Annotated in this window: 15 protein-coding genes; 5 read left to right on the top strand and 10 right to left on the bottom strand. The window is 54.7% G+C overall.

The window, feature by feature from the left end:
- The first annotated feature begins 30 nt into the window (after nucleotides 1-30).
- The 3 genes from pyrE to truA all read left to right on the top strand — a co-directional run bounded on the left by pyrE (nucleotide 31) and on the right by truA (nucleotide 2,441).
- Entirely contained in the window at nucleotides 31-618 is a 588-nt protein-coding gene (gene pyrE / locus ACJ77P_RS04680; protein ID WP_367361207.1) for an orotate phosphoribosyltransferase, read from the top strand.
- Nucleotides 619-716: 98 nt separating this feature from the next.
- Nucleotides 717-1,436 carry a DUF3047 domain-containing protein gene (locus tag ACJ77P_RS04675; RefSeq protein ID WP_367361206.1) on the top strand — a complete coding sequence of 240 codons (720 nt, stop codon included), beginning with the start codon at nucleotides 717-719 and terminating at the stop codon, nucleotides 1,434-1,436.
- A gap of 126 nt (nucleotides 1,437-1,562) precedes the next feature.
- Nucleotides 1,563-2,441, top strand: coding sequence for a tRNA pseudouridine(38-40) synthase TruA (gene truA / locus ACJ77P_RS04670; protein WP_367361205.1), 879 nt, complete (start codon nucleotides 1,563-1,565; stop codon nucleotides 2,439-2,441).
- An 88-nt stretch (nucleotides 2,442-2,529) separates the two neighbouring features.
- Here truA and ACJ77P_RS04665 read toward each other — a convergent pair whose 3' ends face one another.
- Together ACJ77P_RS04665 and ACJ77P_RS04660 are read right to left on the bottom strand one after the other, a co-directional pair.
- Nucleotides 2,530-3,534, bottom strand: a complete 1,005-nt coding sequence (locus tag ACJ77P_RS04665) for an HD-GYP domain-containing protein (RefSeq protein WP_367361204.1) — start codon at nucleotides 3,532-3,534, stop codon at nucleotides 2,530-2,532.
- A gap of 156 nt (nucleotides 3,535-3,690) precedes the next feature.
- The gene (locus tag ACJ77P_RS04660; protein ID WP_367361203.1) at nucleotides 3,691-4,560 is read right to left on the bottom strand and encodes a ribonuclease D; all 870 of its coding nucleotides are present in this window, start codon (nucleotides 4,558-4,560) and stop codon (nucleotides 3,691-3,693) included.
- 230 nt (nucleotides 4,561-4,790) lie between these two features.
- On the opposite strand from ACJ77P_RS04660, the gene ACJ77P_RS04655 reads away from it, so the two are divergent.
- Nucleotides 4,791-6,101, top strand: a complete 1,311-nt coding sequence (locus ACJ77P_RS04655) for a pyridoxal phosphate-dependent aminotransferase (protein WP_367361202.1) — start codon at nucleotides 4,791-4,793, stop codon at nucleotides 6,099-6,101.
- A 148-nt stretch (nucleotides 6,102-6,249) separates the two neighbouring features.
- The gene (locus tag ACJ77P_RS04650) at nucleotides 6,250-6,936 is read left to right on the top strand and encodes a PilZ domain-containing protein (protein ID WP_408999122.1); all 687 of its coding nucleotides are present in this window, start codon (nucleotides 6,250-6,252) and stop codon (nucleotides 6,934-6,936) included.
- Between the two features lie 40 nt (nucleotides 6,937-6,976).
- On the opposite strand, the gene ACJ77P_RS04645 is transcribed toward ACJ77P_RS04650, so the two are convergent.
- The 8 genes from ACJ77P_RS04645 to ACJ77P_RS04610 form a co-directional block, all read right to left on the bottom strand.
- Nucleotides 6,977-8,593 (bottom strand): capsule assembly Wzi family protein, encoded by a 1,617-nt coding sequence (locus ACJ77P_RS04645; protein WP_408999121.1) that lies wholly within the window; start codon nucleotides 8,591-8,593, stop codon nucleotides 6,977-6,979.
- 59 nt (nucleotides 8,594-8,652) lie between these two features.
- Entirely contained in the window at nucleotides 8,653-12,033 is a 3,381-nt protein-coding gene (locus ACJ77P_RS04640) for an SLBB domain-containing protein (RefSeq protein ID WP_408999120.1), read from the bottom strand.
- Nucleotides 12,030-13,058: a Wzz/FepE/Etk N-terminal domain-containing protein gene (locus tag ACJ77P_RS04635; protein ID WP_408999119.1), complete on the bottom strand. Its 1,029-nt coding sequence runs from the start codon at nucleotides 13,056-13,058 to the stop codon at nucleotides 12,030-12,032. Before ACJ77P_RS04635 ends, ACJ77P_RS04640 begins: the two co-directional genes overlap by 4 nt.
- A gap of 312 nt (nucleotides 13,059-13,370) precedes the next feature.
- Nucleotides 13,371-15,281 carry a polysaccharide biosynthesis protein gene (locus ACJ77P_RS04630; protein ID WP_408999118.1) on the bottom strand — a complete coding sequence of 637 codons (1,911 nt, stop codon included), beginning with the start codon at nucleotides 15,279-15,281 and terminating at the stop codon, nucleotides 13,371-13,373.
- Nucleotides 15,282-15,334: 53 nt separating this feature from the next.
- Complete coding sequence (locus ACJ77P_RS04625) at nucleotides 15,335-16,522, bottom strand: DegT/DnrJ/EryC1/StrS family aminotransferase (protein ID WP_408999117.1); 1,188 nt, start codon at nucleotides 16,520-16,522, stop codon at nucleotides 15,335-15,337.
- Between the two features lie 179 nt (nucleotides 16,523-16,701).
- Nucleotides 16,702-17,658 (bottom strand): DapH/DapD/GlmU-related protein, encoded by a 957-nt coding sequence (locus tag ACJ77P_RS04620; RefSeq protein WP_408999116.1) that lies wholly within the window; start codon nucleotides 17,656-17,658, stop codon nucleotides 16,702-16,704.
- Nucleotides 17,659-17,660: 2 nt separating this feature from the next.
- Nucleotides 17,661-18,308 carry a sugar transferase gene (locus ACJ77P_RS04615; protein ID WP_408999115.1) on the bottom strand — a complete coding sequence of 216 codons (648 nt, stop codon included), beginning with the start codon at nucleotides 18,306-18,308 and terminating at the stop codon, nucleotides 17,661-17,663.
- 5 nt (nucleotides 18,309-18,313) lie between these two features.
- Nucleotides 18,314-19,573 (bottom strand): glycosyltransferase family 4 protein, encoded by a 1,260-nt coding sequence (locus tag ACJ77P_RS04610; protein ID WP_408999114.1) that lies wholly within the window; start codon nucleotides 19,571-19,573, stop codon nucleotides 18,314-18,316.
- Nucleotides 19,574-19,580: the final 7 nt, after the last annotated feature.

Raw genomic sequence — 19,580 nt, 5'->3', positions numbered from 1 at the left:
CACGGCACAAATCTGCCGGGAGAGGAAGACATGAGCACACCGGAAGCCAGAAAACAGCGCCTCATTGAAATCATTCTGGAAAAATCTTTCAAGTACAGCGACGATCCCCCCTTTACCCTGGCCTCCGGGAGAAAGAGCGCGTATTACTTCAACTGCAAACCCACGACGCTCAACCCGGAGGGCATGAACCTCATCGGCAGTCTGCTGGCGGATATGCTGACTGATGCGAAGGTCACCGCTGCCGGAGGGCTGACCCTGGGAGCCGATCCCCTGGCCGCCGCCCTGGCCGTCATTTCCCACCAGAGGGGAAAGCCCATCAAGGCCTTCATCGTCCGCAAGGATGCCAAGGGGCACGGGACGAAGAGCGCCCTGGAAGGGGATGTTCAAGAGGGAGAACGGGTTGTCATTCTCGACGACGTGATCACGACGGGGGGCTCCACCATCACCGCCATCGAGCGCGCCCGCGAGGCCGGACTGGTCGTCGAGCGGGTCATTGCCCTGATTGACCGCGAGGAAGGAGGCCGCGCCAACATCGAAGCCCTTGTTCCCCGGGTCGATGCGGTCCTGACCCGCACAGAAATCATGGAACAGTATTCAGGAAAATCATCCGTCTCCTGAGCCGGTTCAGCCCCGGTCGGCCGCAGGCGACTTTTCAAGAAGACACTCGGTCCATCGTAAGAGATGGTTCCACCTTCTTTGCAGACAGGAAGTTCTTATTGAAATTCAAAAAAACCACGGGCATTCTCTGCCTGCTTGTTGCCATGGTGTTTGTCCTCACCGGATCGGATCCGGTCAGGTCGGAAAAAACAGGGTATATCGCTGCCGCCCGCTTCACCGGCCTTCCGGTGAAACCAGGCGTGCCTCCCGGGTGGATTCTCGACAAAACAGCCGGGCGCCCGGCCCTCGGTCTCAGGAAGAACGGGGATGCGGTCTTTCTTCATCTCGTCAGCGAAGGACATTCCTCATTCGGCATTAAGAAGGAAGTTCAGGTTGATATCCGCCAATACCCCTACCTGACCTGGCGCTGGAGGGCAAAGCGGCTCCCGAAAGGCGGTGACGTCCGGCAAGGCAGCCGAGATGACCAGGCCCTTCAACTTTACATCGCTTTTCAGCCCCTGGGATTTCCGGCAAAACTCACAACACCCGTTATCGGCTATATCTGGGACAATGAAGCCCCGAAGGGCTGGATGGGCAAAAGTCCCAAGTTCGGCGCAGACAAGGTTCGCTATATCGTAAGCCGCAATGGAACCGACGCGCTGGGTACGTGGTATACAGAAAAACGCAATATCTATGAAGATTACCAACACCTTTTCAGGGACATCGCGGCAGAAAAACCCATGGGACTGACCCGGGGGATCGGCCTGTACATTGATTCTCAGGACACGAGAAGCCGCGCAGAGGGAGAGATCGGGGAAATCTATTTTTCAAAACGCTGAGTGTTTTTACAGGCGAGTGATAGCCGGGGCCTTTTCAGAGAATCGACATCGGTTTGAAAAGGGATTTGGGGAAGCCGGAAAAAGGCGGCCGGGGGATCTTCCCGTCCGGCGGAAAGAGAAAAGACGTTGCGGAAGGGAAAATCATCGGCAGAACGGAACGGCAGGGGAACAACCCCGGCAAAATACAAGCTGGTTCTGGAATATGACGGAACGGGATACAGCGGCTGGCAGATGCAGAAAAATGCGCGGAGCATCCAGGAAACCTTAATTCGCGCTGCCGAAAAGATCCTCGGAACCCGCGTCGACATACAGGGTGCAGGCCGAACGGACGCCGGTGTTCATGCTCTCGCCCAGGTCGCTCATCTGGAAACCGCCCGGAAAATGCCTCCAAGGAAGCTCCTGGAAAATCTCAACGACGCCCTTCCTTCCAGCATCAACATCCTGCAGGTTGAGGAGGCCGGCCCCCTTTTCCATGCCCGGCACTCCGCCCAACTCCGGAGCTACCTTTACGTTCTTTCCGGTCATCGCACCGCCTTCGGAAAGCGCTACGTCTGGTGGATCCGGGATCATCTGGACCTGAAGAAGATGCAGGCCACAAGCCAACTTTTTACCGGATTCCAGGATTTCGCATCCTTTGCCGACAAGCGTCTCGACCGGCAGACGTCCACGCAGGTCAAAATCCATGCCCTGGAGCTGCAGGCGCTGGGAGACCTCGTCTTCTTCCGGGTGACCGGTTCCCATTTTCTCTGGAAAATGGTCCGTCGGATGGTTGGCGTTCTGGTGGAGGTGGGGCGGGGGAATCTTTCCCTCCAGGATGTCCGGCAGATGCTGCAAAGCCCATCGGATGAACCGGCCCGTTTGACGGCGCCGCCCTCCGGCCTTTTTCTGGAACAGATCTTCTACGAGGGGGACACCCCGAAACCTCTTGCTCTCCCATTGACGCCCTGGTTTGCCATCGGTCGCCGTCCATCAAGGGGATCCGACGATGTCTCATCCCCCGGTTAGGCCGGATTTCAAGGCGCCCGGAACAAGGGGCAAGACGAACGGCAGGAGGCGATGGGGAGCTGTTTCCCGGTTTTAGTCCCCTGTTCGTTCAGCAGAACATCCGGACGAATTTTTCAAACAGTTCGGGTTGAAAATGGCCGAGCATCTCCTCCTTCATCACTTTCAGCGCAGGAAAAGGTGCGATGGGCTTCTTGTAGGAACGCCCCGAGGTCAGAGCGTCGTACACGTCGGCAATGGAGCAGATCCGCGCGTAAACATGGATCTTGTCCTCCCGCAGTGCCGCCGGATACCCGCTCCCGTCAGCCCGCTCATGATGCTCCAGGACCACGAGCTTGCATTCCTCGCTCAGTTCATGCGCTTCATTGAGAATATCAAACCCATAAACCGGGTGGTTCATCATCTGCCGCATCTCCTCGTCCGTCAGTTTGCCCGGTTTGTTGATGTAGCTGGAGTCGATGCGGACCTTGCCGAGGTCGTGAAGAAAAAAGGCCGCACCGAGCTCACGCATATTGTGGTCGCTCGACCGGCCGAAAACGGCCTTGCACAGGGAAACCGACAGCATGCCGACATTGACGGAATGGGTGTACGTGTAATAGTCGTGGGAGGTAATCTCAAGAAGATGCTGCAGCAGATCCTCTTCCGAAGTCATCAGGTCGACCACATCATAGATGGCCCCTTTTGCCGTGTGGATGTTTTCCGCCGTCGGGCTCTCCAGGAGACGCTCCATCAGGATGAGACAGGATTTTCGCACAATGCCGGCCTTTTCCCGGGGGGAAATCCGGGAATTGCCGATCGCCTCCTTCAGTTCGGCAGGGATCAGGGGTCCGTCATTCCAGGCCGGCTGGCCGGATACGACCTTTTCCGGATGTTCAGGGAACTCAGGCTCCTCCGCTGCGACTGGAGCGGGCGGTTGCACCTCACACAAAGCCATATCCACGACAACTTCGTCAATGCCCGCGTTAAGAATGCGCAGGATATCCCCTTCGGAAGAAAGGACAAAGGAGTTTCTGAAAAAAGGATGCTGATGCCAGGGCATATCGAGAATGACGTGCATCCCGACCTTCAGATCCCGTGCTTTTACCCGCTTGCGCATCTTTTTCCCTGGAGTCGGGTTTCAGTGTGTCGTTTCATTCCGCTCCGCATCATCCCCATGGACTCATCGGCACTGCTTCCAGCGGCCCTGGCACCTGTATGCCGTGGCGACGCGACTTCGTTCCCTCGTGCTGCCTTCCGAAAAGACAAACCGGCGTCAGCCGTCGGCGTAAAGAGTTTTTCCCAGTTCGCTGCCATAAAGACTGGCCTTGTCCGAAGGCAGAAGATTGGCGGACTGCAGTTCCTCCCCGGATTGCCAGTCGGCTCTGCTCAGGGATAGGATCTCCTGGTCGGACAGAATCAGGAACATCGCCCGATTGGTCTGTTTTGCCTTTTTAAAACGCCAACGGTAAAGCCTTTTCAAGCGTTCCTGCTGCCCCTTCGTCAGGGTGTCAAACCCTTTGATTTTCCGATGTCCAAGCATATCAAGGGTCTTTTCCCGCCAACTGACGGCCGTCATCCCGTCAAACGCCTTCTGGGCCTGATCCCTCATGCCCTGCCGGCAAAGTTTCTCATCCAGCTGCCGGTACAGATCAGCCAGAAAAATGGTATCCTGAACCGCATACTTCAATTGACTTTCCGAAAGGGGCCGTATTTCCCATTTCGACCGCTGCATTTCCTTTGATTTTTTGATTTCAACGCCCAGGTAATGCCCCACGATATGCGACAGGGCCAGATACCGGCAGCCCAGGATATGGGCCGCACGCTGGGTATCAAACAGGTTATTGAATTCGAAGCCGTAATCCCGCTTTAAAATCCGGATGTCGTTATCACCGGCATGCGTAATCTTGAGCAGACGGGGGTTGGCCAAATACGGCCGAAGGAACGAAAGGTCAATTCCGTTGAGAGGATCAAGGACATAGGTCCGTTTTGCCGCCCGGATCTGAACCAGGCAGAGTTTCTCCCGGAAATAGTGGAGGGAATCATATTCCGTATCCAGGGCGATCAGCGACGATTGGTCCATATCGGCCATCGCTTCTGCCACCTTGGCGACGCTGTCTACCCAAAGCCAGGAATCCCCCTTCATAACCCAACAACCCCTTGTCTTTTCAACGCCCGTGCCATCCAGAATCCTTTGTCCATCTCGAAATCGGCTGAAGTTTATTGACTATAAAACACAATTAACCAAAAAGTGCAATAAAATCATAAACTACTGCAGAGGAAAAAGCACAAAAAAAATGTGGATATTTTTTCCGAAGTATAATAACCATAAACCTTTCATTTTTAATAGAATTCTTGGAAAGAGAAGGTGTGTTTATGAGACTGGATATTGCCAAAGGCGGGACCGGCTTGGTTTATGAAATCCGCAATATCGTCAACGTAGCCAACCGGCTGAAGGAATACGGAATAGAAGTCATCTGGGAAAATATCGGTGATCCTATCCAGAAGGGGGAACAGATTCCTGAATGGATGAAGCAAACCCTCACGGAAATCATGCAGGACGACCTTTCCTACGGTTACTCGCCGACAAAAGGCATGCTTGAAACCCGCAGGTTTCTGGCCGAGCGGACCAATCAGCGCGGGAAAATACAGATCACTCCGGAAGACATCATTTTCTTCAACGGACTGGGTGATGCGATCGCCCGCTCCTACAGCGCCATCCGGGTTGACGCCCGGATCATCATGCCGGAGCCCACCTACTCCACCCATTTTCTGGCTGAGGTGCTCCATGCATCCTTTCCGCCCAACACCTACCGGATGAATCCCTACCAGCACTGGCATCCGGACATCAAGGAACTGGAACAGAAGGTCAAAAGCTACCGGTCCATTGTGGGAATCCTCGTGATCAACCCCGATAATCCCACCGGGTTCGTCTATCCGGAAGAGGCCCTCCGGGAGATTGTGGAGATCGCCAGAAAATACGACCTCTTTCTCATTGTCGATGAGACGTACCACAACATCGTTTATAACGGCAAGGAAACCGTCCCTCTGTCGGACATCATCGGGGATGTTCCGGGTGTCAGCCTGAAGGGAATTTCAAAGGAATTTCCCTGGCCGGGATCCCGGTGCGGCTGGATGGAAATCTACAATGCGGACAAGGATGAACGTTTCGCCAGTTATATGGGGGCCATTCTGGATCAGAAGATGTCTGAAGTCTGCTCCACCACGCTCCCCCAGATTTCGATCCCCAAAATCATGACGCATCCGGAATACCAGGGATATCTGAACCAGCGGCTCCGCCATTACGAACGATTTTCCAATCTGGCATACGAGCTGTTGAAGGATGTTCCCTACATCATGGTCAATAAGCCCAATGGAGCCTTTTATCTCACGGTCGTTTTCAATGAGGCGGTTCTGAACGGTCGGCAGAAGCTCAAGATCGAAAATACGGACATTCGCCGGTTCATTGAAACGATGGTGTCCGAACCCATCGAATTCGACAAGCGCTTTGTCTACTATCTCCTGGGAGCGACAGGGATCTGCGTCGTACCTTTGACGTCCTTCTTTACCTCCCTTCCCGGCTTCCGGATGACCCTGTTGAGCCAGGACGAAGCCCAGTTCGAATATACCGTCCGAACGGTTGCCCAGAAGGTTGTGGAATACATCGAGTCGATAAAACTGGGCTAGACGGGGGCTGCACGTTTATTTGAAAGGATTGAGGGGCGGCGGCGGAAAGGGGCCGGGACAGGCTGGGGCATGCAGCTGAGCAGCGCGAGCCGTCAAGGCATGCTGGATAGCGGCGGATTGGGATAAAGGCGGGAAAAGGATTGGAAGCGTGAGGGCAGGATCCCAGCTCGATGTCGTTCTGGAAAGTGATATATACAAGGAGCAGGTTGTCGCGAGAAAAGCGATGGTCTATGACGTTCAGGACCAGCGGATCATCATCTCCCAGACATCCCCTCCCCTCTATCGAAGGCATATCGGCGTTCGCGTCAACGCCAGCTATCTTCTCAAGGTCGGAGCCCCGGAAAGCAGGCCGGCCATCCGAATGGGGATCCCTGCCACCATCGTGGAATACCAGGAGGCCTATCCCCTCTCTTCATCAAACGTCGTACCTGCCTTCGTTCTGAAACAGACGGGCGAACCGGCGGAAATCAACCTTCGGACCCACTACCGGGTGCGGCCGCCATCCAGCAGTGATCTCCTCCTCCTTGTCAACGGAGAGCGAGTGAACCTGATCAATCTCTCCCTGGGCGGCATACAGTACAGCCATCGGCGGGGGAATCCACCCACGGAATATGGAAATGTCACCCTGACACTCCAGTCCGGCGGCAGGGTATTCAAAACGGATGGGAAGGTCGTCCGGATCAGCTCTCCCGTTGCAGCGGCCGTCCATGCCCAGGAGATGGAATACGTCACGGTCAGATTCCTGGGAAACAATCGCGACCTGGAATTCTTTCTCGGGAAAAAGATCCTGATGATTGAACGGCAATTGATTTCAGAGGGCAAGATCGTCGATTAACGCATTCCAGACCGGCATGGGCAGCAGGAATATTCGTTCTTTAAAAAGAAAAGAAGGCCTCGATCCCAAGGAAATGGTTATTCCTGCTGTCATCCTCTTCATAGTCGACGTGATCGACCTTTTCATAGGCGTAAGACAGCCGGATGTCTGAATGATCGTTGAGCCGGTAACCCACCTCTCCAAAAAACTGATTTTTGGTCTGCGTATGGTCCCTGGTCTGAATGCCGCTCCTTTCCCGATCGAAACCCAGTTTGTAATAGAATTTCTCAAAATCCTGAGACCACTCGATGAAGAGGTCATCGGCGTCACTGCCGGCGTGATGGCCAAACACGCTGTCCTTGTAATACATTGGATAGTACGGGTGGTTATACCAACTTCCGGGGACACTGCTGGGAGACATCCTGGCATATTCTACGTGCAGTGCGGTCCTTTCAAGATCAAAGAGCTTGTAAAGCGCCAGACCGGTGACATAAGCCCTTCTGTCCGGCGGTAACCCTGTATCCTCGCCGCCCCATTCAACGTACAACTTCAGACCGTCAGCCAGGAGCAGATACTTTTTGATGTTCGGTATGGTGAGGGCCGCGTCAACGGCGAACTCCTGATTGCTGTCCGTCTTCTTGTTGTCTTGATTTTCGTTTCCGTAAAGGATGTTGAACACGTCGTTCAAGCTCAGGTCACGGCGCCCCTCACCGCTGAACATGACCAGGTGGGACGCACCGAGCTCCAGATAGGGATGAGGTTTGAAGCCCAGACGCCCGCCGTACAGATAGGGATTTTTCAACTGCTTTCCTTCCCGGTCATCCTTGAGTTCAGAAAAAATCAGGTTGAACTGCACAGGCCCCAGGCAGGAAAAAATCCACGGCAGCAAGACCGGCTCCGGGTTGGATAATTTCACCATGTCAAAAGGATGGGCATTGTTGGACATGAGCAAGGCACCGTGATAGGCAGGTCCCCACCAGAGGGAATCTCTTCCCACAAGCAGTTCAACATTGAAAAGGGTCAGCTTTCCATATCCCTTGTGCAGACGGACGTCGAAATTGCTGCTTTCGTCATCGGACCAGCCATTGGGCGGTGCAGAGGAGGGATTCGGATTCGGCTGAATACTGTGGAAGCCGGACTTCTGATTGTACAGGACCATGGGCTGCACAAAGAAGGAAAAGGCGCGCCAGAGTCTGGCCTGAGATTGAAACTGGATCATCGCGTTGTGGCCGTCGCTGTAGTGCAGCCCCTCCTGGTTGTATACGGAGAACGGACCGTCCAGGTACCGGTAGGAAAGGGAAAAGGTTTCCACGGGCTTCAGAAAGGTGTTGTTCCTGTGATCCGGAAAACGCGCCTCCTCGACATCCCCCTGGAAAAGCTTTGCATAATGCCCCGCAATACGTCTGCATGTTGGAGAGGCCGATTTTTTTGCATCGCATCTGTCCAGCGCCGCAGCGATCTGGCTGCCCACCTCGCTGCCGGCAAAGGGCCGGAAGGAATTCAACTGGCTTTCGATGAGGCCCTCCGCCGCCCAGAATTCCATATCGGAATAGAGAGCGCGCTCCAGCGAAACATTGACCGAAGAGGCGGCGCAAACCGGGGAAGACGATATCAATGTGAACAGCAGTGCGAGCAGGACAATCGCCGCGCCCATTGGAAATGTTTTGTGATTGGACATGTTATCTGATCTCTCAATTCCTGACCGATCGTCCAGCCAGAATAGCTTGTTTACGCTCCCTAGAAGACCTTGACGACAACCCCGGCCGTGACGGCCAGCTGCATGAGAATGGCCGTTATGTCACGAAATTCCCGCAGCCAGGCAATCCGCTCGGTCTGCTCCGGCACCACGATCTGGTCTCCAGGCTCAATCCCCCCGACGTTGCCATGCTGCCAGCGTGATTTCATGTCGTTCCAGTACAGGAAGCCGCTGTCCACCTTCCGGGCGCTTCCATCCACCTTCAGGACATAGACATTTTTCTTGTCGGCATATTGTGAGTATCCCCCTGTCATGGCGATGTAATCCTCGTAACCATTTCTGCTTTCATAGACGAAGCTTCCGTTCGTCATTACCGAGCCGACAACCGTCACCACTTTGTTGACCTCGGGGATGAAAAGGCTGTCCCCGTCCTCAAGTTCAATGTCATACTCACTTCCCTGCAGCTGCATCAGATCCGCGCGGATTGTCATCCGCCCCGTCGCTTTCAGCTCTTTCAAAGACTGGACAAACTTGCGCTTCTGCTCAAATTCAGCCTGTTTTGCCTGAACTTCCGCGGTTGAAAGGGCCGTGGCGACTTCTTTCGATCCTCCGGTCAGCAGATCCCGTTCCAGGCGCGACGTCAAATCCTGAAGCCCCTTCTGTTGAAGCTCCCGGACTCGATCCCGCGTGAAAAACGCCCCACGGAGATAGGCCTTATCGGTAAAACCTCCTGCCCTCTCAATGAGAGAGGACAGCTTTTCTCCCTTGCTGACGATGTATCGCCCGGGAAAGCGGAATTCACCGGAAAGGGTCACGTAGCGCTCCACATTCCAGTCGGAGATACGCTTTACAAAGAGCCGATCGCGATTTTTCAACGGGATGTTGTGTTGTGGATCCCCGGCCAGGGCCCTTCTCAGGCTGATGGGTCTCTTTTCCAATCGGGCTCGCTTACCCCCATCGACAACGACGGTGGACAATTCGGCTTCATCCAGATAAGCCGAGTCCATCAATTGGCCGGCGCGGAAGACAAGGTCCCTCACCGTCATTTCATCGGTGTAGAGATAGGTCCCCGGTTTCTTGACCTCGCCTTCAATGGAAACGCTTTTTTCTTCCACGTGTTCCCAGACGGAGTGAAGAACGACTCTGTCCCGGTTTTGAAGGGCCAGATTTTCCAGGGGATCATTGGCCATTGCTTTTGCCACATTAAAATGCAGCGTCCTGTAAACCCGCCCCTCTTCAATCCGGATAATTTCACCACGATCCGGATAAGCTTCCAGGGTCGGACCGCCAGCCTTCAGGATCGCGTCACGAACCCTCATATTTTCGCTCATCGGGACCCTGCACTCCGTCCTTAACGTCTCGGCGGCTTCCCTGACCTGATCGGCGAGACCATAAAGATTCCTTCTCTTCAACTCCTCCTGAAGCTCCAGGATTTCCCGGGTTGCCGTCCGTTGATTCTGGCTCAGCGTTTCCTTGATGAACCGTATTTTTTCGAGCAGGGCATAGGCATCATGGTCACTCAACTGCAGCCTGTTCTTCTGCAGGGATAGGTCCCTTCCCGCTTGCATCTGCTCTTCTCCTCCCGGAGGGACCTGGACCTGAGCCCTTGAACTCTGAATCTGCTCATTCTGACCCGCCTTCAACTCATTCTCGACAGCCGTAAATTGTGAGAGCGCCTGATCGACATTGTCCTTGCGGACCTCACAAGCCGTTGCTGTCGTCTTCAGCTGATCGGTTGCTCCGGCCTCCTGAAGGACCGGTGCCTGGACCGCCATACCGGCACTGCTCCAACCGCTTCTGAAAAGATTGGATTGATAACTTCCACTATATGGGAGCTGATTTTTCTCTCCTTCAGGGGCCATACCTGCCGAATTCTCCGGGAAGGCCATGACCCCCCTGATTTCACCCTCTACGGTAACATAGGGCTTATCCATAAAAAGCCAGCGGGAAAAAACGTAAATGCGATCCTCCGGTCGCAGTTCCACATTATGGACAGGATCCTGACGCATGAGCATTTTCCCGAGGTTGAAAGGAATCAGTTCCTCCTTCCGGTCGGGAGGCACAATCCGTTTGATGAGCGCGTAGTCCATGTAGGATTGATCCAGCAGATCTGAAGAACTCTTAATGAGATCGCCAGCGCGCATGCCGGCCTTGTACTGGTATTTCCCCGAGCGTTTCACATTCCCTTCCAGATAAACGGCATTCCGGTCCCGATCCACAATGCTGAAGACTTTGACGAGATCCCCGTCCTGGAGCTTCACTTTTCGAGAGCCCTTCAGGCTTTTATCATCGACATCGACCACGATGTGCCGTTCGTTCCTTTGAATGCGCGACAGCTGAATCTGCTGGGTATCCGCCGTGGGCAGAATACCCCCCGCCAGTTCGAAGAGCCCATCCAGGTCATGACGGTCCTTCAACTCATAGATGGCAGGCCGCTTCACATTGCCTGCAATGCCCACCTGAGGGCCGGTCACCGGGACAAAGACGACATCCCCCGCCTGAAGAATAAGATCCCTGGATCTGTCCCCTTTCAGGAGAAGACTGTAGAGATCGAAGGTTGCCACCAGGCGGCCGTTCCGCTTGAGCTGCACATTCCGCATGGATCCGATATCGCTGGGTCCCCCGGAAAGAAGGAGGGCATCGGTTATCGTCGCAAAGGACCCGACGGTGAAGGAGCCGGGCCGCCGCACATCGCCAAGAACGAAGATCGGCGTGGTCTTGAGGGTCCCCATGGCAATGTCGATATTGGCACCGACCATCTGCTCCGTCATGCCGATGATCTGCCTGGACATCTGCTCAAAGGTCATCCCGGCAACGGAAACAGGGCCAATCTGAGGGATGGTGATTCTCCCATCCCGATCCACGATCAGGTTGTACTGGCTGTTGACGCGCCCCCACAGCATGATCCGGACTTCATCTCCCGGGCCGACAACGTAATTCATGGGGACAGGGATATCCTTCCGGCCCGAAAACACCTGCACGGAGGTTTCCTGGAAAAACTCGTAACCGAAGGGGCGAAGATTCGTTGAAATATCCTGGTACTTCCCAGCCTTTCGAAGGCGATCAAACATGGAGTTCCCATTGGCTTCTTCGCTGCTCAAAGCGCTTTGAGGAATCCGGAAAGCAGGTGACTCGGGTTTGTTCCATGGCGAGGAGATGACTCCCCTTTCCAAAAGATCTCTTCTCTGCTGGTTTTCCATGGGCCTCGCGGAAGAATCCAATTCCTGGCTTTTCACCCCGGCGTCCATGGGCCCGGGAGCAACCTGGCCACCCGACGCCGACAATCTGGCCTTCAATTGCTGGCACTGTTCGGGGGTAAGATTTTTCTGCTGGCAGATTTCATCCACGGTCAAGGAATGTCCAATCCCTGTAGAAAGCATGAGAAAAATCGACCAGATAACAAAGATGAACCTTCCCTTCATGACCCTTCCCCCCTTCCTGTTTCCACGTCCTCTCCTCGACCGCTCCTTTGAACTCTTTCCAGATACTCCATAAAAAATGCGATAAAAACGCCCATAAAAAGGGCGGCGGCAAGGGAAAGCACCGCCATGAGCGCCCGTTTCGGCTTGACTTTCCTGTCTGGTATTTTAGGGGGGTCGATCACCTTGAAGGCAAAATTCTCTTTGACTTCCGCCATCATGGCTGTTTCCAGCTGCTGGGCGATGAGGTTGTAGATTTTCTGCCGGATGAGAGGATCCGCCGTCGTCTGCAGCTGCTGCTCCAGATAGGTCCTGTTGATCAGGGCCACGCGCTTCGCTTCGGAGCTCATGTGCTCCGTCAGCGTGTCAAGAAAGTATGTCGCGAGTTTCGCCGCCAGCTCCGGATCTCTGTTTTCCACCGTCAAGACGATCGTGTTATCCTTGGCGCTGCTGTTGACCTGGACGATCCCCTTCAAAAGGCGCAGGGCATCCCACATCTTCGGAACCCCCTCCTCTTCCTTCCCGCCGGCAGCTTTCGGATCGGATGGACCAGCGGCTTTTACAAGGCTCATCAGCCATTTCAAAGGGTTCAGGCTGATGCCCTCATCGCGCTTCCATTGTCCTTTCCGGCTGTCCCACCGCTCATAAAAGAGAACGGGCATCAAACGATGCCGATCAACAACCTTCTCCCGCAGGATATTGGAATTCAGGAGACTGATGATCTCCGAAGAGGAAGACGATCCGGGCAGGGAAACACCCGCCACACCGCCGAACTGCGAGGCCAGGGCGGACAACGCTCCGCCCCCTCCGCTGTCTTTAGCGGTGATCGGTATAATAACGGCCCTGGCCTGATAGATGTTGTCCATAAAGAGCGACACACCTATTGTAGCAACGACAACGGAAAACGCCAGCAGCGCGATAAACTTCCGCCGTTTCCAGACCACCCGCCATAAATCCGGCAGGTGAATTCCCTCCTCCTCACCCACAGAGGTCGAACGCCTCAAGTTCGGTAACGGTTCAGTCATCATGACTCTCCTGTTGCCCGCAGCATATCTTTTCGATAGCGATCTCCGCAATCACTGTTCAGCAGCACCTCATGTCTTTGGCCGACGATCGGCCCATTTCTGTATATCTTGTCATGGACGGCACGATTATGGGACGCGCTGCCGCCAGCCTTTCACCTTGAAATCCTATGAGGCTGAAAAACAGGAGCGCGGCTGAAGCCTGAAGATAAGAGAGAAACTTGAAAGCGACAAATACATACCCGATCCATTTTATGCAAGCACTATTTGGCCGGATTTCCGGTGCAGAAAGCTCCTCCCCCAGTCTTCGAAACGGCATCAGGCTCTTCCGTGCTCGTCATAATGCTTGACATAGCTCCGAAGCAGTTTCCGGACGCCACCGTCATCATACAAACCCGGTGTCTCCACTGCATCGCGGAATTCCCCCAGGATTTTTTCGATTTCCTCCAGGGAATATTTTTCTTCGTTGCGGGCGACAAAGATCTTTTCATGGCGGCTGGCTTCGGTTCCCTCCTCCGCCGTGAGAATTTCTTCAAAGAGTTTCTCACCGGGGCGCAGGCCCGTTACCTTGATGTCAATGTCCCGATAGGGCTCCAGGCCGTGAATCCGGATCAGCCGCTCCGCAAGATCCATGATCTTCGCCGGCTCGCCCATGTCCAGCACGAGCACCTCACCTCCGCGGCCGATTACCGAAGCCTGAAGCACCAGGGTGACCGCCTCGGGAATGGTCATGAAGTAGCGCTTCATGTCCCGGTGGGTCACGGTAAGGGATTGTCCGTGCTTCAGCTGATCCAGAAAAAGGGGAAGAACACTGCCCCGGCTTCCCAGGACATTGCCGAAACGCACGGAAACGAACTGCGTAGGCCCATCCCCCAGGCCGTCACAGGCCCGGCACAGATACTCAGCCATGCGCTTTGTGGCCCCCATGACACTTGTGGGCCTGACAGCCTTATCCGTCGAGATCATGACAAATTTCAACACCCCGTATTGTACGGCCGTTCTGACCAGGTTCCAGGTCCCGAAGATGTTCACCTTGACGGCCTCTTTGGGATTGTACTCCATCATCGGCACATGTTTATACGCCGCCGCATGGAAAACGATCTCAGGCCGGAGCTCCGCAAAGACCTCCCGGAGACGGAGTGCATCCCTCACATCCCCGGTTATGAAGTGAATCGCTTCCTGCAAGGTTGGGAAGAGCCTGTTCAGCGTCAGGGCCAGGTTGTGGAGCTCCGTTTCGTCAATGTCAAAAAGAATGATCTTGCGGGGCCGAAAAGCACACACCTGCCTCACGATCTCCGAACCGATGGAACCGCCGGCCCCCGTCACCAGCACCGACCGGTTCTGCAGAAACTGCCCGATCTCCCGGAAATCGACGGTCACCGCCTGCCTTCCCATCAGGTCTTCGATGCGGATATCCTCCAGGGCCTTCAGGTTGATCTCCGGCTGATCAAACGAGTAGATCCTGGGAACGACCTTGATGGTTTTGACTCCGGCCCTGCAGGCGGTTTCGTAGAGCATGGTCAGCTTTTTGTGATTCAGCGATGTAATGGCAATGATCACGGCATCCACCGAGTGGCGATTGATCATGTCCGCCATCAGCTCCGTCCCCCCGAGGACCCGCACGCCATGGATGTACCGCCCCGCCAGGTGAGGGCTGTCATCCAGGAAACCGATCGGGTAGAAATCGGCAAAGCGCAGGCGCATCATATCCCGAAGGATCATCTCGCCCGTATTTCCCGCACCCACAATCAGGGTCGTTTTTCCCTGAGAGACACGGCCCTGGCGGCTGAGAATTTCCAGGTAGAACCGCTTGGAAATTCTTAATCCCATCAGCAGAAGCAGGGAAATCAGACCGTCCAGAAAAATGATCCGTTTCGGAAGGCTGTTGATCGCCAGCTCGGAGGGAAGGACAGGGGGCAGACTCAAGACCGCCAGCAGCAGCTCCGCCAGAACCAGCGCCATCGTAAGGTTGACCAGATCCCCCATTCCCACGTAGCGCCACGTGATCCCGTAAACCCGGAACATGAAGAGGAAGACCAGCTTAACGGCAACAAAAAAGGGAAGGACCTCCCCGACCAGGACCGGATAGTTGATGGTGGCCGAGAAATCGAACTGGAAAAGAAAGGCGAGGTACAGGGCCAGGGTGAACAGGATCACATCGAAGAGAAGAAAGAAGAGGAAGCGTTTCTGTGACGTCGGGGCCATCACGCCACCGGCAAGCCTCCGCATAAGCGGTGATTCCCCCTGCTCATGACCATCTGGTCTCCTGGGACTTTGAGGAATCATTGACTGGCTTCCTCCATAACTTTTTCCACGACGTCCGCAACCATGGTCATATCCTCCGGAGAAAGGCCGGGATGAACGAGAAACATGAGACTCGTATCCCCAAGTTCCCTGGCGACGGGCAGCCGATCGTGCTGCTTGAAACCGCTCCGACTGAAGGCCTTCTCCCGGTAAATCTCACCGCAGCTCCCGCTGAAGCAGGGAACGCCCTCTGCAGCAATCCGATTCATGACCCGGTCTCGATTCCACCCTGTCTTCAAACGCTCCGGACGGACAAACACGTAGAATTTATAATAGGAATGAAAAATTTCCGCAGGCGGGATCGTCAGTCGCAGGGCATCCAGTGTTTCAAACCGGCTGGTCAGAATCGCTGCATTGCTGCGGCGAATCCGGACCCAGTGCATTAATTTCTCCAGCTGAACACGCCCGATGGCCGCCTGCATCTCCGTCATGCGCCAGTTGGTTCCGAAGCTGTCGTGAAGCCAGCGGAATCCCGGTGGGTGTTCCTTTTGATAAACGCTTTCGTAGTTCTTGCCGTGATCCTTGTATGACCAAACCCTGGCCCAGAGATCGCCGTCATCGGTGAGGAGCATCCCCCCTTCGCCGCCGGTTGTCATGATCTTATCCTGACAAAAAGAGAACGCCGAAGCATGGCCGAATGAACCCACCGCTTTTCCCCTGTATTTTGCTCCATGGGCCTGGGCGCAATCTTCAACCACCTTGAGACCATGCTGGAGGGCCACATCCAGAATCCCGTCCATCTCACAGGGCCATCCGGCAAGATGGACAGCGACAATGGCCTTTGTCCTTGGAGACAAAACCTTCCGGATCGACTCCACCGAAATGTTCTGGCTGTTCCTGTCCACGTCGGCAAAGACGGGTTTCGCGCCCCGCATCACCACGCAGCTCGCCGACGCAATGAAGGTCCGCGGCGTCACGATGACTTCGTCACCCGGACCGATACCCAGGGCGTACAAGGCCGCTTCCAGGGCAACGGTTCCGTTCGCCATGGCCACGGCATGGGACACTCCGACCCAATCGGCAAACTCCCGCTCAAAACGCCGCCCCTCCTCTCCGGTCCAATAATTGACCCGCCCGGATTGGAGAACACGCGTCACAGCCTCCACTTCATCCGGCGAAAAAAAAGGCCAAGGAGGAAATTCTTTTACGCGCCCCGCAATCTCCACTTCAAACTCCCCGTCCTGCTCTGTTTTTCCTGTTCAATCCAGCTATTGGCCATAAACTTTCCATCCACATTACCGCCGAAAAGGTATCGGGGCTCCGGGAATTCGCAAATCGGAAAGAGAATGGCCTTGGTTTCCTTCCCCGGCACAGAGATAGGGGGCATGGGAGAACAGCGGTTTCCTCATCGGATGGCATTGGGCTTGACGGGAAACCCTGTAAGCTTTTCGCCCAAGTGGGCTCTCTTTATGATCTTTGCGGGTACCCCGGCAAGAACGGCGCCTTCATCGGGAAAACTCTCGATGACAACCGCACCCACCCCCACGGTGACATTGTCCCCCAGGCGGATGCCGGGGCGGTATCGTGATCCGGACCCCAGAAAGCAATATTTTCCAGTCGTCACAGCGCCGGCAATCGCTACGCCATTGGAAACAAACGTTTCCCTCCCGAAATGACAGTTGTGCCCGATCATCGACCCGTGGGCAATCCTGCAGCCTCTCTCCAGTATGGTATCCTGCAGGGCCCCCCTGACAATCGACACATTGGATCCGATAAAGCAGTCGTCTTCGACGACCACCCCTCCCAATTGAGGCATGATCCACTTCCTGCCCCGTTTGTCCCAGGCCCAGACCTGACCGGTGGCGCCGACATAAGTCCCCGTTTCGACCTGGACGTTTTTCCCGATGCGGGTGTTCTCTCCGATGCGGACATGAGACTGAATATGCGTCCCCTCACCGATCACGCATTTATCGATGAGGCAGAACGGTCCAATAGAGGCGGATAGGTGGACCCTCGCCTCGGGATGAAGAATGGCCGTGGGGTGCACGCCCGTTGGAGGCGGTTCAGGCATGAATTTCTGCGCCGCGATGTAAAAGGCCAGTTTTGGATCCTCTGTAAAAAGGCTTGTGACGGTCTCATTCTCGGGCTTTACCCCGGGCAGACAGAGCACGGAACATTCTTTCAGATGATCCAGCGCCATCGGGTCCCTGCCTATGTAAAACGTGAGAGAGCGGTCATCGGCCAGCTCGATGTTTTTAAGATGCTCCACGACCCTGTTCGCCGATCCGGCAATCTCCACCGCTATCCCCTCGCTTCGGAGATCCTCCGCAATTTCACTGATGACGAATGAACGATTCCCCATAATCATTCCTGCTTTCTTAAATCGTCAACCTGCTCGGGATTGCGGTCCAGCACAATTCCCTCACGGAGCAGAACCACCTTGATCGTCCTGAACAGGATGTTAAGATCCAGCCACAGGGAATAATGCTCAATGTACTGCAGGTCGTATTCGATCCTTTTTGACCATTTCAGGAGGTTCCTGCCATTCACCTGCGCCAGCCCCGTTATTCCCGGCTTCATGAGAAATCTCTTCTTCTGTTCCTCCGTATACCGGCTCATGTGTTCCCACAGCGCGGGGCGCGGTCCGATGAAGGACATCTCCCCCGACACGATGTTGATAATCTGCGGAAGCTCGTCCAGGCTCATATAACGCAATACCTTACCCGTCTTCGTTACCCGGTTGATATCGGGGTTGACTCGCTGCCCTTCAAGCAAGGCGTCGGCATTGGGAACCATGGTTCGAAACTTCCAGATGTAAAAAGGCCTTCCGTGTAGTCCGGGGCGCTTCTGCCTGAAAAATACCGGGCCTCCGTCTTCAATTTTTATCGCAAGGGAAATGGGAAGAAAGAACATTGCGAAGGCGAGGGAAAGCAGGACGCCGAAAACTCTATCTAAAAAATATTTTATAGATATCTGGAGCTTACGATGACTCACAGGTCCGCCTCCCGTCATCCGCTTCAGGATCTCTCATTAAGAAGAGATCGGCACAGAACTTCATAGCGGTGCCCCAGAACGGACCATTCGAGATTCTCCAACGCGTATTGTCTCCCCCGTGCACCCATCCGTTTTCTATCTTCCTCCCCCATTGAGATGAACTTTCTGAGCGAATCATCCAATTCTTCAGGATTGTACGGTTCCGTTGATATGCCGGCGGCCGCTTCTGACACCGGATCATTGCCCGCCCATACGGCATGGAGCACCGGTTTGCCGGCCATGAAGTAGTCTCCCAGTTTATTCGGACTGATGCCGTATTGGTAAATTGGTTTCTTTTGCCAACCGATGAAGCAGCAGTCTGCCTGCAGGAGGGCCGTCAGGATCTGCCTTTTGGGAATTCGGGGAAGAAAGGTGATAAACGGAATGGTCTCTTTCTTCGCCCTGTCCTCCAGGGAAGCCTTACTGGTTCCGTCGCCGATGAAAATGAAATGATACGGAACATCTTCATCTCCAACAACATGTTTCAAATCAAGCACCTGATCCAGGGCGTTGGGGGGCCCATGGGCACCGGCATACACAACGACCAGTTTTCCCTTTCGGCGACAGTCATCAAACACCTTCTGGTGACGCTCCGGCATTGGATCATAGGGCGGATTCCATTCTCTTTCGTCAACTCCATTGGGTACGTAAAAAAAATTTTTTCGCCTTAATCCCAGGGGTTCCATATGCTTATAAGCTTTCGGAACAAGGCTGACAACGGCGTCCGCTGTTCGGTAGGCCTTCTTCTCAATATGGGACATCCAGTGGACAATGGGATGCCATTTCGGAACTCCGGCCAGTTCCGTAAGGCTCAATGGCCAGATATCCCGAACCTCGAAAATGATTTTTGCGCCCGTTTTCCGCGCAAGACGATAAGCCGGCGGATACACGAAAATGTGGACGGAAGAGGCGATGATGACATCCGGCTTTTGAATCCGGCCCTTCTGGATTTTAAGAGCCAGCTTGTCTATGCCATGGACATAGTCCATCATGTTCATGATTCTTGACAGGCCGTTTCCCTGGTAAGGTCTGGCGGGCAGCTGCAGATAGTCGGCGCCGTCATAGGTTCGAATCTGCTCTATGTCCTCAGCCGGGGCCGGCTGTATGCGGGTATGATGATGTGATGCCGATATGATCAAGAGGTCATGACCGTGTTGTCGAAAATAGCTGCTCAAATAAAACGGCCTTCCAGGAGTGCCGTAAGCGGCCGGCTTGGCATAATGATTGAGATAAAAGACGTTCACGCTTGGA

The sequence above is a fragment of the Syntrophus buswellii genome, assembly GCF_046097065.1.
Classification (GTDB): Bacteria; Desulfobacterota; Syntrophia; order Syntrophales; family Syntrophaceae; genus Syntrophus; species Syntrophus buswellii.
The sequence above is the reverse complement of the archived record's forward strand: the minus strand, read 5'-3'. Positions and strand labels throughout refer to the sequence as shown.

Coding starts and splice junctions, on each gene's coding strand:
- pyrE (WP_367361207.1), top strand. CDS start 31: ATGAGCACACCGGAAGCCAGAAAACAGCGCCTCATTGAAATCATTCTG.
- ACJ77P_RS04665 (WP_367361204.1), bottom strand. CDS start 3,534: ATGCGCAAGCGGGTAAAAGCACGGGATCTGAAGGTCGGGATGCACGTC.
- ACJ77P_RS04660 (WP_367361203.1), bottom strand. CDS start 4,560: ATGAAGGGGGATTCCTGGCTTTGGGTAGACAGCGTCGCCAAGGTGGCA.
- ACJ77P_RS04655 (WP_367361202.1), top strand. CDS start 4,791: ATGAGACTGGATATTGCCAAAGGCGGGACCGGCTTGGTTTATGAAATC.
- ACJ77P_RS04645 (WP_408999121.1), bottom strand. CDS start 8,593: ATGTCCAATCACAAAACATTTCCAATGGGCGCGGCGATTGTCCTGCTC.
- ACJ77P_RS04640 (WP_408999120.1), bottom strand. CDS start 12,033: ATGAAGGGAAGGTTCATCTTTGTTATCTGGTCGATTTTTCTCATGCTT.
- ACJ77P_RS04635 (WP_408999119.1), bottom strand. CDS start 13,058: ATGATGACTGAACCGTTACCGAACTTGAGGCGTTCGACCTCTGTGGGT.
- ACJ77P_RS04630 (WP_408999118.1), bottom strand. CDS start 15,281: ATGCGGAGGCTTGCCGGTGGCGTGATGGCCCCGACGTCACAGAAACGC.
- ACJ77P_RS04620 (WP_408999116.1), bottom strand. CDS start 17,658: ATGGGGAATCGTTCATTCGTCATCAGTGAAATTGCGGAGGATCTCCGA.
- ACJ77P_RS04615 (WP_408999115.1), bottom strand. CDS start 18,308: ATGACGGGAGGCGGACCTGTGAGTCATCGTAAGCTCCAGATATCTATA.